Here is a 13,749-nt window from a genome sequence, read left to right as displayed (position 1 = left end):
CCGACGGCCGCATCGTCGACGAACTCCACAACCCCACCGCCGACACCGTCCTGGACCGCATGCGCCGCTTCGACGCCAAGGGCCGCACCAGCTGACCTTCCGGCAACCGAACGCCCGCACCTGAACCCAGGACACCTCATGTATCGCACCGCACTGCGCAACGTGCTGGCCCACAAGGGCCGACTGCTGATGACGGCCCTGGCCGTCATGCTGGGCACCGCCTTCGTGGCGGGCACCATGGTCTTCTCCGACACCTTCGGCAAGGCCATGCGGGACAGCAACTCCAAGAGCTACTCGGACGTCTCGGTCCAGGTCGTGGACAACGCGGCCGGCTCCCGCGTCTCGGCCAAGGAGAAGAGCGAGAGCGGCTCCGCCACGCTCACCGACGCCACCGTCCAGCAGTTCGCCGCGCTGCCGGGCACCGCCGGCGCCCGTGGCGTGGTCAGCGGCTTCACCGGCGTCGCCGACCGCAACGGCAACCTGGTCGGCCAGTTCTGGGCCGCCAGGGGCGCCAACTTCACCCCCGGCCAGGACGGCGGGGACGCGCGCTACCCGATGGCCGAGGGCCGGGGGCCGGCGAACGGCAAGGAGATCGCGCTCGACCGCAAGACCGCCGACAAGGCCGGTTACAAGGTCGGCGACACCGTCCGGGTGGCCGCCAACGGGCCGGTCATCGAGGCGAAGCTCACCGGGATCTTCACCACCGCCGACCCGGTGGTGAACTCCGGCGGCACGCTCACCCTGTTCGACCGCGCCACCGCCCAGCAGTTGCTCCTGGAGCCGGGCCGCTACAGCAGCATCGTGCTCACCGCCAAGCCCGGCACCACCGAGGACGCGCTGCTCGCCCAGGTCCAGCCCACGGTGCCGGCCGGCAGCCAGTTCGACGTCGAGACCGGGGCCAAGCTCAAGGCCGACGAGCAGAAGCAGATCGCCGAGGGCACCGACACCCTGCGCACCGTGCTGCTCGCGTTCGCCGGCATCTCGCTCTTCGTCGGCATCTTCATCATCGCGAACACCTTCACCATGCTGGTCGCCCAGCGCACCAAGGAACTCGCGCTGCTGCGGGCGATCGGCGCCAGCCGCAAGCAGGTCACCCGCTCCGTCCTGGTGGAGGCGCTGGCGATCGGTGTCGTCTCCGCCGTCGCCGGTCTGCTCGCGGGCGTCGGGATCGGCGCCGGGCTGCAGTCCCTCATGAGCACGCTGAACGCGGACATGCCGCAGGGCTCGCTGGTGATCAAGCCGCTCACCATCGGCGTGACCCTGCTGGTCGGTGTCCTGGTGACGGTGCTGTCGGCCCTGCTGCCGGCCATGCGCGCCTCCCGGATCGCCCCGGTGGCCGCGATGAGCAACGGCGACCAGCCGGTCAGTCAGAAGAGCCTGGTGGTCCGCAACACGATCGGCTCCCTCCTCGCCGCCGGCGGTCTCGCGCTGATCGGCTTCGGCGCCTCGACCGGCAACGACACCGGCCGGATGCCGGTCGCGATCGGCGCCTTCCTGGCCCTGATCGGCGTGTTCGTGCTGCTGCCGCTGCTCTCCCGTCCGGTCATCGCCCTGGTCGGCCCGGTGCTGCGCAAGCTGGCCGGCACCCCGGGCAAGCTGGCCCAGCAGAACGCCGTGCGCAACCCCCGACGCACCGCCTCCACCGCCGCCGCGCTCACCATCGGCCTGACCCTGGTCACCGGCCTCACCGTGCTGGGCGCCTCGGTCACCGGCGTGATCGACCGGGCCATCACCGACTCGATGAAGGCCGACTACCTGGTCGGCACCGCCAACGGGATGGGCCTGTCCGACCAGGTGCCCGGCGAGATCGCCAAGGCCCCCGGGGTGGCGGCCTCCTCGCCGCTCACCTCCGTCTACTGGAAGCTCGACGGCACCAGCAAGGCGATCAGCGGCCTGAACGCGGACAGCTTCGACCAGCTCGCCTCGGTCAAGCTGACCAGCGGCTCCACCGCCGCCCTCGGCCAGGGCCGGCTCCTGGTGGACCAGGACGTCGCCACGAAGTTCAACGTCACCACGGGCTCGACCATGGCCGTGACCTTCCCGGACAAGTCCACCGGGCAGCTCACCGTCGGCGGCGTGTACGAGAAGGGCGGCATGCTCGGCCCGGTCGTCCTGGCCAACGGCGAGATCCTCAAGCACGAGCCGAAGGCACAGGTCACCGACGTCCTGGTCAAGGGCAAGGACGGCGCCACCGACGCGCTCAAGCAGTCCCTCAAGGACGCCACCGGTGCCAACCCGGTGATCGAGGTCAAGTCCAAGCAGGACGTCCGGGACCGCTTCAGCCAGTCCATCACCTTCATCCTGAACCTGATGTACGGCCTGCTGGCGATGTCCGTGCTGGTCGCGGTCCTCGGCGTGATCAACACGCTGGCGATGTCGGTCTTCGAGCGCAAGCGCGAGATCGGCATGCTGCGGGCGATCGGCCTGGACCGCCGGGGCATCAAGCGGATGGTCCGTCTGGAGTCCGTGGTGATCTCGCTGTTCGGCGCCGGGATCGGCGTGCTGCTCGGCTGCTTCATCGCCTGGGCCGTCAACGGCACCCTGAAGTCCAGCCTGGCCGGGCTCACCACGGTCGTACCGTACGGCCAGCTGGCGCTCTTCCTGCTCCTCGCCGGACTGGTCGGCCTGGTGGCCGCGATCTGGCCGGCCCGCCGGGCGTCCAAGCTGGACATCCTGGAGAGCATCAAGACCGACTGACGGCCGGTCCGGGAACGCGGAAGGCCCCTGCCGGAGGGTTCGGCAGGGGCCTTCCAACTTCTGTACTCCGCCCGGTCGCACGGCCGGCTGAGCACCACGGAGGTCGTGGTCCGGCGACACTGCCGGGCGGAGGGCCTCCGACTCATACCCCGGTGCTCCCACACCGGGGTCTCAGTCGCTTACTTGCTCGCGAGTTCCTTCTCGGCGGCCGGCTTGGCGGCCTCCACGGGCTTCGTGGGCGGGGTGACCTCCTGGATGGGCAGGTACGGCTGCTCCATCTGGGACAGGCCGACCATCTCGCGCTTCAGGAAGACGGCGAGGGTCCAGTCGGTGAAGACGCGGACCTTGCGGTTGAAGGTCGGCACCATGGCACCGTGGTACGCGCGGTGGAACCACCAGGCGAGGCGGCCCTTCAGCTTGAACTTGCCGAAGAGGATCGCGACACCCTTGTGCAGGCCCAGACCGGCGACCGCACCGAGGTTCTTGTGCTTGTACTCCTTCTGCGGGAAGCCGCGCATGCCGGAGATCACGTTGTCGCCGAGGACGACGGCCTGGCGGCAGGCGTGCTGCGCGTTCGGCGGGCACCAGGCGCCCTCGCCGGCGGCGAGGTCCGGCACCTGGGCGTTGTCGCCGGCGGACCAGACGTAGTCGAAGCCCTGGACCTGGAGGGTCGGCGCCGTGTCGACGTGGCCGCGCGGGCCCAGCGGCAGGCCGAAGTGGGCCAGCACCGGGTTCGGCTTCACGCCGGCCGTCCACACGATGGTGGAGGCGTCCATCTCCATGCCGTTCTTCAGCACGACGTGGCCGTCGACGCAGGAGTCCATGGAGGTCTCGATGTAGACCTCGATGTCGCGCTCGCCGAGCTTCTCCTTGGTCCACAGACCGAGGTCCGGGCCCATCTCGGGGAGGATGCGGTTGGCCGCCTCCACCAGGATGAAGCGCATGTCGTCGCGGCTGACGGTCTTGTAGATCTTGGCGGCGTCGCGCGCCATGTCCTCGACCTCGGCGATCGTCTCGACGCCGGCGAAGCCGCCGCCGATGACGACGAAGGTCAGGGCCTTGCGCCGGATCGCCTCGTCCGTGGTGGACTCGGCCTTGTCCAGCTGCGCCATGACGTGGTTGCGGAGGGCGATGGCCTCCTCAACCGTCTTCATGCCGATGCCGTTCTCCGCCAGACCCGGGATCGGGAAGGTGCGGGAGACCGAGCCGGTCGCGACGACGAGGTAGTCGAAGGGCAGCTCGTAGGAGTCGCCGGCCGCGGGCGCGATGGTGGCGACCTTGCGGGCGTGGTCCACAGCGGTCACGTGACCGGTGAGCACCTCCGCCTTCTTGAGGGCGCTGCGCAGGGGCGCGACGAGGTTGCGGGGCGCGACGTTGCCGCCGGCCGCCTCGGGGAGGAAGGGCAGGTACGTCATGTACGACCGCGGGTCGACGACCGTGACGGTCGCTTCGCCGTAACGCATCTTCTTGAGGATGCGCATCGCGGCATACAGGCCGACGTAACCACCGCCGACAATGAGGATGCGAGGACGCTCCGTGGTGCTCATATCCGAAAGTATCCAGCACCGTCCGGAGCAGCCTTCGTGAGCCCGGTCACAAGCGGATGGACACCCCGTGCTACACTGCGCGGCCACAAAACGGCCTCCTCGGGGACACCTCACCGCACCCGCGGGCACCCCGTGAGCACCCGGGGTCACACCACCCTGCTGAGCAGCAACGATCCGTACAGCACCCGGGTTCCCGCTTGTGATTTCGATTTTCAAACCTCAAGCGAGGCCTGACCTGCGATCCAACGGGCGACGCGCGGTGACAGCCTTCGGTCCCACAATTCGGACGTAGCGGACGAGCGGGTGCGACGAATGACTGGATCGCCATGTGAAGAAATTCACGAACTTTTCCGCCCGTGCCCGGGCGCGCCCCGGCCCCGGCCCCCCGATCGGGGTTCCGGAGCCGGTCGGGTAAGGCCCGCAACGGGTCAGGAGGCGATACTCCAGGCGATGCCGTCCAGGATGTCGTGCTCGCTCACGACGACCTCGGCGGCGCCGGTGCGCTCCATGATCTCCAGCAGCTCCAGCGCCCCGGCCGCGATCACGTCCACCCGGCCCGGGTGCATCGACGGGATCGCGGCGCGCTCGGCGTGGGTGGCGGCCAGCAGCTCGCGGGCGATCTCCGCGACCCGCTCCCGGCCGATCCGCGAGTGGTGGATCACCGCCGAGTCGTAGGCCGGCAGGTCCAGGGCGATCGCGGACACCGTGGTGACCGTCCCGGCGAGGCCCACCAGGGTGGCCGCGCCGGTCAGCGGGACGGCCTCCTCGGCCTTGTCCAGCTCGGCCCGCACGTGCGCCCTGGCCTCGGCGATCTGCTCCGCGGTGGGCAGCTCGGCGCCGCCGAAGTGCCGCTCGGTCAGCCGGACGCAGCCGATGTCCACCGAGCGCGCGGCCTGGACGTCGTCCGTGCCGAGCACGAACTCGGTCGAGCCGCCGCCGAGGTCGAACACCAGGTACGGCGCGGCGAACTGACCGCCGGTCAGCTCCTTGGTGGCACCGACGAAGGACAGGTGCGCCTCCTCCTCGCCGCTGACCACCTCGGGCTCGACGCCGAGGATCTCGCGCACGCCCTTGACGTACTCGTCGCTGTTCTCGGCGTCCCGGGAGGCGCTGGTGGCGACGAAGCGGATGCGCTCCGGGCCGACCCCGAAGCCGTCGACGACCTCCCGGTACTCCCGGCAGGCCGCGAAGGTGCGGGCCAGCGCGTCCGGGTGCAGCCGGCCGGTGCGGTCCACGCCCTGGCCCAGCCGGTTGACGATCATCCGGCGGTCCAGGTCGGTGATCTCACCGGTCGCCGGGTCCAGGTCGGCGACCAGCAGCCGGATCGAGTTGGTGCCGCAGTCGATCGCGGCCACGCGGGTCGTGCTCACTCGGACTCCCGCGCCTCGGCCTCGTCGGCGGCACGCTTCTTCGCGGCGCGCTCGGCGGTCTTCTGCTCCTTGGCGGCGATCACGGCCTCGTGGTCCTGGTCCTTGGCCCGGTTGCGCAGGACCCGCTCGCCGGCCGCCTCGACCTCGGCCGGGGAGACGCACGGGCCCTTGGCCCACCAGTCCTCCAGCATGCCGATCGCCTCGTCGCCGAGCGGGTTGACGCCCTCTCCGGCGGCCAGCGAGTGGCCGACCAGCACGTGCAGGCACTTGACCCGGTCCGGCATGCCGCCGGCGCTCGGGAAGCCCTCCAGCACCTCGATGGCGTCGCGCCGGGCGATGTAGTCCTCGTGCGCCTTCTGGTACGCGGCCGCCAGCTCCGGGTCCTCGGCCAGCCGGGCGGTCTGCTCCTTCATCACGCCGTCCGCCTCCAGGGTGCCGATCAGCGAGGCGGCCTTGGGGCAGGTCAGGTAGTAGAGCGTCGGGAACGGCGTGCCGTCGGGCAGCCGCGGGGCCGTCTCGACGACGTCCGGGTTGCCGCACGGGCAGCGGTGGGCCACGCCGCGCAGGCCGCGCGGGACCCGGCCCAGCTGGGCGGCGATGGCGGCGACGTCGGCGTCGGAGACGGCGGGGTGGTTCTCAGTGGTCATGGGGGGAGGGGTCTCCAGCGGGGGACGGTGGGAGGGGACGGGTCGACGGCGCGATGGGGGCCAGGGCCGCGGTGTCGGCGGCGTCCACCGAGTCCCAGACGCTGGAGTACCAGGGCTTGGCGGCCTTCACCGCGCCGCCGGCCGTGCCGTCGGAGGGGGCGGGCGGGGCGGCGGAGGACTGGGCGGCGCCCGCTCCGGCCGGATCCACCGCGATGTACGGGGTCTCCCCCGGCATCGCGTAGTGCAGCCGGGCACGGGCCTGCGCCTTGACGTACTCCGGGTCCTGCCAGCGGGCCTTGTCCCGGCGCAGCTGCTCGACCTGCTGCCGGGCGTGCTCGGCCTTCGCCCGCTGGGCGGAGATCTCGGCGCGCTGGGAGATGAACTGCCGCGTCGGGTAGGCGAGGATCGCCACCAGCGAGCAGAGCACCAGGACGAGGACGGTCGCCCGGCTCGTGAAGCGAGGACGGGCCGCCAAGCCCGGGATCCTCCAGCCAGCCATCTCCCGTTCCCCTCCTGGTCGCGACGGTGCCCCGCCGTCCACCCTACGGGGTGAACGGCGGGGCACCGGTCAGGCGTGCACCACCGGAGGTGTTCAGCCCTCGTGCTCGCTGTGCGTACTACTCCGCCGAGCGACTGTGCTCATTGCTCCGCGGAGCGACCGTGCTGATTACTCCGCGGAGCGTGATTACTCCGCGGAGCGGAAGCGCGGGAAGGCGCCGCGGCCGGCGTACTCGGCGGCGTCGTCGAGGATCTCCTCGATGCGCAGCAGCTGGTTGTACTTGGCGACGCGCTCGGAGCGGGCCGGGGCGCCGGTCTTGATCTGGCCGCAGTTGGTGGCGACGGCCAGGTCGGCGATGGTGACGTCCTCGGTCTCGCCGGAGCGGTGCGACATCATGCAGCGGTAGCCGTTGCGCTGGGCCAGCTCGACGGCGTCCAGGGTCTCGGTCAGCGAGCCGATCTGGTTGACCTTCACCAGCAGCGCGTTGGCGGTGCCGGTCTCGATGCCCTTGGCCAGGCGGGCCGGGTTGGTGACGAACAGGTCGTCGCCGACCAGCTGGACCTTGTCGCCCAGCTTGACGGTCATGGCCTTCCAACCGTCCCAGTCCGACTCGTCCAGCGGGTCCTCGATGGAGACCAGCGGGTAGGCGGCGACGAGCCCGGCGTAGTACTCGATGAGCTCCGCGGCCGAGAGGGCCTTGCCCTCGAACTGGTAGGCGCCGTCCTGGTAGAACTCGGAGGCGGCGACGTCCAGGGCCAGCGCGATGTCGCGGCCGGGCACGTAGCCGGCCTTCTGGATGGCCTCGGTGATGAGGTCCAGGGCCTCGCGGTTGCTGTCCAGGTTCGGCGCGAAGCCGCCCTCGTCGCCGAGGCCGGTGGACAGGCCGCGCTCCTTCAGGACGCCCTTGAGGGTGTGGTAGACCTCGACGCCCCAGCGGACGGCCTCGGAGAAGGACTCCGCGCCGATCGGGGCGATCATGAACTCCTGGATGTCGACGTTGGAGTCCGCGTGCGAGCCGCCGTTGAGGATGTTCATCATCGGGACCGGCAGGACGTGCGCGTTCGGGCCGCCCAGGTAGCGGAACAGCGGCAGGTCGCTCGCCTCGGAGGCGGCGTGCGCGACGGCCAGCGAGACGCCCAGGATGGCGTTGGCGCCGAGCGAGGACTTGTCCGGGGTGGCGTCCAGGTCGAGCATGGCCTGGTCGATCAGGCGCTGCTCGGTGGCGTCGTAGCCGACCAGCTCCGGGCCGATCTGCTCGATGACGGCCAGGACGGCCTTCTCCACGCCCTTGCCGAAGTAGCGGTTCTTGTCACCGTCGCGGAGCTCCAGCGCCTCGAAGGCGCCGGTGGAGGCACCCGACGGGACAGCGGCACGACCGGTGCTGCCGTCGTCGAGGCCGACCTCGACCTCGACCGTGGGGTTGCCACGCGAGTCGAGGATCTCACGGGCTACGACGACATCGATGGACGGCACGAGGCATCTCCTTGCGGAAGCAGGGTCCCGCTGACCAGTGGTGCGGCCGGCGGGATGATTGCGGAGTCGTTACGACCAGAGCCTAACCGCACGTGGTCCCGGGGCCACGCCGACCTCGGTCCCGTCTCAGCGTGTGGCCGGGCTACTTACCGGTAGTTCACCCGGGCTCCCCGGGAAAAGGGGCGGAAGCGGACGAAGGGGGCCGATCCGGGGTCGGCCCCCTCCGTGGCGTGTCGCACCGGTTCCGGCCGGCGTCAGCCGAGGTGCAGCACCTGGCCGGGCAGGATCAGGTTCGGGTCGCCGCCGACGGTGCCGCGGTTGCCGTCGTAGACCGACTGCCAGCCGCCGTGCACACCCTGGGCGGACGCGATGCTCGACAGCGTGTCACCGGCGTGGACGGTGTAGTCGTGGCCGCCCTGCGGGGCGACGGCGGCGCGCGGGGCCTGCTGCTGCGGCTGGGCGTACTGCTGCTGGACCTGCTGCTGGGCGTACTGCTGCTGAGCGGCCTGCTGCTGGGCCTGGCCCGCGTACTGCTGGTAGACGCCCTGGTGGCTGGTCCAGTACCAGGTGCCGTTGTTCTGGTACCAGTACACCTTCGCGTCGGCGTCCCAGCCGGCCTTGCCGGAGAAGCCCGGGGCCTGCGGCTGCTGCTGGGCCTGCTGCGTGTGCTGCTGGTACTGCTGCTGGGCGGGCTTCTGAGCCGGCTTCGGCTGGGCCGGCTTCGCCGCGGGCTGCTGCTGCACCGGCTGGGAGTGCTGCTGCGCGGCGGGCTTGGCGTCGGAGGTGTCGACGGCGGCGGGGGCGCCGCCCTTCGACAGGCCGGCCTTCTTCGAGCAGACCGGCCAGGCGCCCGGACCCTGCGAGGCCAGGACCTTCTCGGCCACCGCGATCTGCTGGCCCTTGGAGGCCTGGTTGGCCTGCGCCGCGTACGCGGTGCCGCCGAAGGCCTTCCAGGTGCTGGAGGTGAACTGCAGGCCGCCGTAGAAGCCGTTGCCGGTGTTGATGCCCCAGTCGCCGCCGCTCTCGCACTGGGCGACGGAGTCCCAGGCGGAGGCCGGGGCGGCGGAGGCGCCGGTGGCGGTGAGGATCGGCATCGCGAGTCCGACGCCGGCCACTCCGGCGACGGCGATGGCCTTCTCGGTCTGGGTGCGACGGCGGTGACGACCGGTTCCAACGAACAGCATGAAGGGGTCCCTCTCCGCACGCCTGCGAGGTGAGCTGTCGGGTTCGGACCGGGAGGTGGCCCGGCCGCCGTCTGCGGAAACGATTCCGCTCGGGCGGCTTCACCCCAAGCCGTGGAGGAACGGCAACAAACCTGGTTCCCCCGCCCCTGCCCAGGGTTCTGGTCGGTTTCCCGTGGCGCGGCGGGCAGGACTCGGCGTTCCGCACTCGGGGTCCGCAGCTGCGAACTCCAGGGAGAGTAGACAGATCCTCAGACCAATCACAAGCTCATATCGCAGACATCACACAGAAATTACGGCACGTGGTCGATCGCCTACCAACGGCGGTTGTTTGTCCGGATTGATGGGTGTTCATACGGCCGATCCGTACCGGTTCGCGACGCCCCGTCAGTGTGTCGGAGCGTCGGGAAGCGCGTGCGGTGAACGGCTCTCGGGACTGAATTCGACCGGAAGTTCGCGCAATCCGCGCATGATCAGGCCACCGCGCCACCGCAGGTTCTCCGGGCTTTCCGCCAGCGCGATATCGGGCAGCCGGGACAACAGCGTGGCCAGCGCCGACCGGCCTTCGAGCCTGGCCAGCGGGGCGCCGATGCAGTAGTGGATGCCGTGCCCGAAACCCAGGTGCGGGTTGTCCGCCCGGGCCAGGTCCAGGGTGTTCTCGTCCGAGAACCTGGCCGGATCCCGGTCCGCCGCCGCCAGCACCACGAGCACCGGGTCGCCGACCGGGATGTCCACCCCGCCGATGGTCAGCGGGTGGGTCGCGAACCGCCACGTCGCCAGCTCCACCGGACCGTCGTAGCGCAGCAGTTCCTCGATCCCGGTCTCCAGCAGCGCCGTCTCGCCCCGCGCCACCGACTCCTGCAGCAGGCGGCGCTGCTCCGGGTTGCGCAGCAGCGCGTACGTCCCGTTGCCGATCAGGTTGACGGTCGTCTCGAAGCCGGCGAACAGGAGGATGAACGCCATCGCGGCGGCCTCGTTCTCGGTGAGGTGCTCGCCGTGGTCGCTCGCCCGGATCAGGCCCGAGATCAGGTCGTCCCCGAGGTCCGCCCGCTTGCGGTGGATCAGCTCCAGCAGGTACGCCCGCATCCGCTTCACCGCCCGCCCCACGCCGCCGCGTTGGCCGCCCCCGTGGCGGATCATCATGCCGGCCCAGTCACGGAAGTCGTCCTGGTCCTCGGCCGGCACGCCGAGCATGTCGCAGATCGCGTAGATGGGGAGCGGGAACGCGAACTCGTGGATGAGGTCCGCCGAACCGCGCTGCGCGAAACCGTCGATCAGGCGGTCGGTGAGCTGCTGCACCCGCGGCTCGAACTCGGCCACCCGGCGCGGCGTGAACGCCTTCGACACCAGGCGGCGCAGCCGGGTGTGGTCCGGCGGGTCGATGTTCAGCAGGTGCGTCATCAGGTCCGCCTGCCGCTCCCCCGGGATCCCGACCCGGCCGGTGCGGTGCGCCTGCTCGCTGTGGTGCGCCGGGTTCTTCGACAGCCGGCCGTCCGCCAGCGCCTGCCGCGCGTCCGCGTACCGCGTCACCAGCCAGGCGTCCACCCCGCTCGGCAGCGTGGTGCGGTGCACCGGGGCGTGCTCGCGCAGCCACGCGTACGCCGGGTACGGGTCGGCGGCGAACTCCCACGTGAAGAGCGGCGGGCGGGCGTCGTCGGGCTGAACTGGCATGGGACGACCGTATCCGGTGGGTCGGGGGCACCCCGCCATCTACGGTGAGTGACCGGATCGTCAACGGCCCGCGGACCGCGCCTCAACGCCCCGCGAACGGCCCGTGGACAGTGCGTGGACGGGTTTTGGACAGCTCTTGGACGGTGGGCAGGCGTGAGTCTGGTCACCTGAGGGGTAACCCCTGTTGCGGAGGGTCAGGACCTGCCTACGATCCTCGGCAGAAATCGTGGGCGTCAGTGCGGACCGCCCACAGGGAGGAGCGCACCATGCGGGTCACCGGGGCAGTCGTCGTCATCGCGGTACTCGACGGCGGGTCGGGAGCCGACCTCGCCCGCCGGTTCACCGCGGCCGGCGCCGCCGGAGTGCTGATCGCCGACCAGCGGGCCGGCGTCGCGGAGGACCTCGCCGGCGAACTCGACCGGCCCGGCTGCCCCGTCGTCGGCGTCGGCGGGGACGTCCGCCGCCCCAGCGACGTCGCCGCGCTCGTCGACACCGCCGAGAAGCACCTCGGGCCGATCGACCTGTTCTGCGTCGCCGGCCCGGACGGCGAGCGGATCATCTCCCTCGCCGACCTTCCCGACCACCTCGGCCTGGAGCGCCTCGCCGAGCTCGTCGCCCTCGTCGGCGAGGCCATCGGCGAGGTCGTCCTACCCCAGCCCCGGACCGCCGTCCAGGACGCGGTGACGGCGGCCTGAGGCCCTTCCCCTTCCCCCGCGTCTACTCCGGCTTGAGGCCCTCGGCCTCGCGGACCGCGTCCCGGTAGGCGCGCGCCGCCGCGCGCAGCGCCGCGTCCACGTCCACCCCCGCGTCGTGCGCCCGCTGCGCCACGGCCAGCAGCAGCCTGCCCGCGGACTCCTCCGTGAGCTCCGCGGGCAGCTCGTACGACTCGTCCGGCACGCCCTCGAACCCGGCCCGGCGCACCCGCGACACCAGCTTCGCCGCGTACGCGAGCGACGGCAGCCCGGCCGGCACGCCGTCCAGCACCGACTCGCGGTCCGCCTTCTCGGCCGCCTTCAGCTGCTCCCAGTTCGCCTCGACCTCGGCGGCGCCCTCCGCCTCGACGTCCCCGAACACGTGCGGGTGCCGGTACATCAGCTTCTCGACCAGGTCACCGGCCACGTCGTCGATCGAGAAGGCGTCGGTCGGGTGCTCCTCGGCGATCCGCGAATGGAAGAACACCTGGAGCAGGACGTCCCCCAGCTCCTCGCGCAGCGTCTCCCGGTCCCCCTCCTCGATCGCCTCGACCAGCTCGTACGCCTCCTCGACCAGGTACTTCACCAGGCTCGCGTGCGTCTGCTCGGCGTCCCACGGGCAGCCGCCCGGCGAGCGCAGCCGGTCCATGACCGAGACCAGGTCCAGCAGGCGGGCGCCGGGCAGGTCGTACGACCCCGGCAGCACCTCGATCTCCGGCACCTCCCCTGCGTGCTCCACGGCCAGGCGCGCCAGCGCCGCGGTGAGGCCCGGGTCCCCGTCCGGGCTGCCCAGCCACACCGTGGGGCCTCGGCCGGCGGGCTCCTCGGTCAGCAGCCGCGCCAGCGCCGGCGCCGAGGCCGGCTCCACGATCTCCACGTCCACCCCGGCCTGCCGCACCACGGCCACCTGCGGATGCCCGGCGTCCCCCGCCAGCACCCGCCCCGCCGACCGCAACGCCTCCCACGCCGGCCACGCCAACAGCCCGGGGGCCACCCGGTGGGTGGTGGTGAGCAGGATCAACTTCGCGCCCGGAGTATTCGTCGTCACACCCCGAACCTACCCGCCCCGGCCCCCTGCCCGACCAGCAGAACCCGATCCGGACCACCGTCCCGCGGATCTCCGGGAAGTCGCCCCCGGCGTCTCGCCTCGGCACAGGGCTCCGCTTCTCATTCTGGACTCGAAGGCCAGGCACACGAAGTCGGGCAGGGCGACTCCCCACGCGCCCCGCACAAGAAGTCGGCCCCGCCGACCTCCGGCACCATCGGGCCTCGCACAGCGCCGCTTCCTCGCATCCGGGGCCCTGCACAGAAAGTCGGCCCCATCGACTCCCTACGCCACAGCCCGAAACGAGGCTCCGCACAGGAAGTCGGCCGGGCCGACGTCCGGCACACCCCGCCATCCCCGGACGCGGGCCTCCACAGGAAGTCGGCGCCATCGACTTCCTACGCCGCAGCCCAGCCGACGGGGGCCGATGCCGTCGGCCTCCCACGCCGAGGCGAAGGCCAGGAGACCGAAGCACAGAAAGTCGGCCCCAACGACTCCCTACGCCACAGCCCAGCCGGCGGGGGCGATACCGCCGGCCTCCCACACCGAGGCGAACGCCAGGAGACCGAAGCACAGAAAGTCGGCCCCAACGACTTCCTACGACACGGCCCAGCCGGCGGGGGCGATACCGCCGGCCTCCCACCCCGAGGTGGACGCCAGGAGACCGAAGCACAGAAAGTCGGCCCCAACGACTTCCTACGGCGCAGCCCACGGCTCCAGGCGAAGCAGACGACGGATCCAGCTAATCAGGCCGGGCCCGAAGGCCACACGGGGAAAACACAGAAAGTCGGCCCCATCGACTTCCTATGGCGCAGCCCAGCGGGCGGGGGCGATGCCGTCGGCCTCTCACGCCGAGGCGAAGGCCAGGCACGGAAGCGCAGGAAGTCGGCGCCATCGACTTCCTACGGCGCGGCCCAGCCGGCGGGC

General features: G+C 71.4%; 9 protein-coding genes, 2 pseudogenes and 1 riboswitch. Of the genes and pseudogenes, 3 read left to right on the top strand and 8 right to left on the bottom strand.

Annotated elements, in window-relative coordinates:
* Nucleotides 1-95 (top strand): annotated as a pseudogene (locus ACFXDE_RS42410) (ABC transporter ATP-binding protein); the annotation flags it as partial.
* Nucleotides 96-138: 43 nt separating this feature from the next.
* On the top strand, nt 139-2,697 hold the full coding sequence (locus tag ACFXDE_RS42405) for an ABC transporter permease (RefSeq protein ID WP_380499542.1): 2,559 nt from the start codon (nt 139-141) through the stop codon (nt 2,695-2,697).
* Between the two features lie 179 nt (nt 2,698-2,876).
* Here the strand turns inward: ACFXDE_RS42405 and ACFXDE_RS42400 are convergent, their stop codons facing one another.
* The 7 genes and pseudogenes from ACFXDE_RS42400 to ACFXDE_RS42370 all read right to left on the bottom strand — a co-directional run bounded on the left by ACFXDE_RS42400 (nt 2,877) and on the right by ACFXDE_RS42370 (nt 11,085).
* Nucleotides 2,877-4,244 carry an NAD(P)/FAD-dependent oxidoreductase gene (locus ACFXDE_RS42400; protein WP_380499541.1) on the bottom strand — a complete coding sequence of 456 codons (1,368 nt, stop codon included), beginning with the start codon at nt 4,242-4,244 and terminating at the stop codon, nt 2,877-2,879.
* 428 nt (nt 4,245-4,672) lie between these two features.
* Entirely contained in the window at nt 4,673-5,614 is a 942-nt protein-coding gene (locus tag ACFXDE_RS42395) for an exopolyphosphatase (protein ID WP_380499539.1), read from the bottom strand.
* 125 nt (nt 5,615-5,739) lie between these two features.
* Nucleotides 5,740-6,279, bottom strand: a pseudogene (locus ACFXDE_RS42390) (DUF501 domain-containing protein); the annotation flags it as partial.
* Nucleotides 6,251-6,736, bottom strand: coding sequence for a septum formation initiator family protein (locus ACFXDE_RS42385; protein ID WP_380446268.1), 486 nt, complete (start codon nt 6,734-6,736; stop codon nt 6,251-6,253). The pseudogene ACFXDE_RS42390 and the gene ACFXDE_RS42385, both read right to left, overlap by 29 nt.
* A gap of 210 nt (nt 6,737-6,946) precedes the next feature.
* A complete protein-coding gene (gene eno, locus ACFXDE_RS42380) occupies nt 6,947-8,233 on the bottom strand; it encodes a phosphopyruvate hydratase (RefSeq protein WP_380446267.1) in 1,287 nt (428 codons plus the stop codon).
* Nucleotides 8,234-8,487: 254 nt separating this feature from the next.
* Entirely contained in the window at nt 8,488-9,417 is a 930-nt protein-coding gene (locus ACFXDE_RS42375) for a transglycosylase family protein (protein ID WP_380446266.1), read from the bottom strand.
* A gap of 5 nt (nt 9,418-9,422) precedes the next feature.
* A riboswitch (cyclic di-AMP (ydaO/yuaA leader) is annotated at nt 9,423-9,591 on the bottom strand.
* Nucleotides 9,592-9,801: 210 nt separating this feature from the next.
* Nucleotides 9,802-11,085, bottom strand: a complete 1,284-nt coding sequence (locus ACFXDE_RS42370) for a cytochrome P450 (RefSeq protein WP_380499537.1) — start codon at nt 11,083-11,085, stop codon at nt 9,802-9,804.
* 266 nt (nt 11,086-11,351) lie between these two features.
* Here ACFXDE_RS42370 and ACFXDE_RS42365 point away from each other — a divergent pair, with 266 nt between their 5' ends.
* Nucleotides 11,352-11,780 (top strand): SDR family NAD(P)-dependent oxidoreductase, encoded by a 429-nt coding sequence (locus ACFXDE_RS42365; RefSeq protein WP_380446264.1) that lies wholly within the window; start codon nt 11,352-11,354, stop codon nt 11,778-11,780.
* Between the two features lie 22 nt (nt 11,781-11,802).
* On the opposite strand, the gene ACFXDE_RS42360 is transcribed toward ACFXDE_RS42365, so the two are convergent.
* Nucleotides 11,803-12,825 carry a MazG family protein gene (locus ACFXDE_RS42360; RefSeq protein WP_380499535.1) on the bottom strand — a complete coding sequence of 341 codons (1,023 nt, stop codon included), beginning with the start codon at nt 12,823-12,825 and terminating at the stop codon, nt 11,803-11,805.
* Nucleotides 12,826-13,749: the final 924 nt, after the last annotated feature.

Source organism: Kitasatospora sp. NPDC059408, from assembly GCF_042751525.1.
Classification (GTDB): Bacteria; Actinomycetota; Actinomycetes; order Streptomycetales; family Streptomycetaceae; genus Kitasatospora.
Note: the sequence above shows the minus strand (reverse complement) of the source record. Positions and strands in the feature narration are given on the sequence as shown.

Excerpts from the sequence above, each read along its gene's own strand:
- ACFXDE_RS42370 (WP_380499537.1), bottom strand. The coding sequence starts at position 11,085 with ATGCCAGTTCAGCCCGACGACGCCCGCCCGCCGCTCTTCACGTGGGAG.
- ACFXDE_RS42400 (WP_380499541.1), bottom strand. The coding sequence starts at position 4,244 with ATGAGCACCACGGAGCGTCCTCGCATCCTCATTGTCGGCGGTGGTTAC.
- ACFXDE_RS42365 (WP_380446264.1), top strand. The coding sequence starts at position 11,352 with ATGCGGGTCACCGGGGCAGTCGTCGTCATCGCGGTACTCGACGGCGGG.
- ACFXDE_RS42375 (WP_380446266.1), bottom strand. The coding sequence starts at position 9,417 with ATGCTGTTCGTTGGAACCGGTCGTCACCGCCGTCGCACCCAGACCGAG.
- ACFXDE_RS42405 (WP_380499542.1), top strand. The coding sequence starts at position 139 with ATGTATCGCACCGCACTGCGCAACGTGCTGGCCCACAAGGGCCGACTG.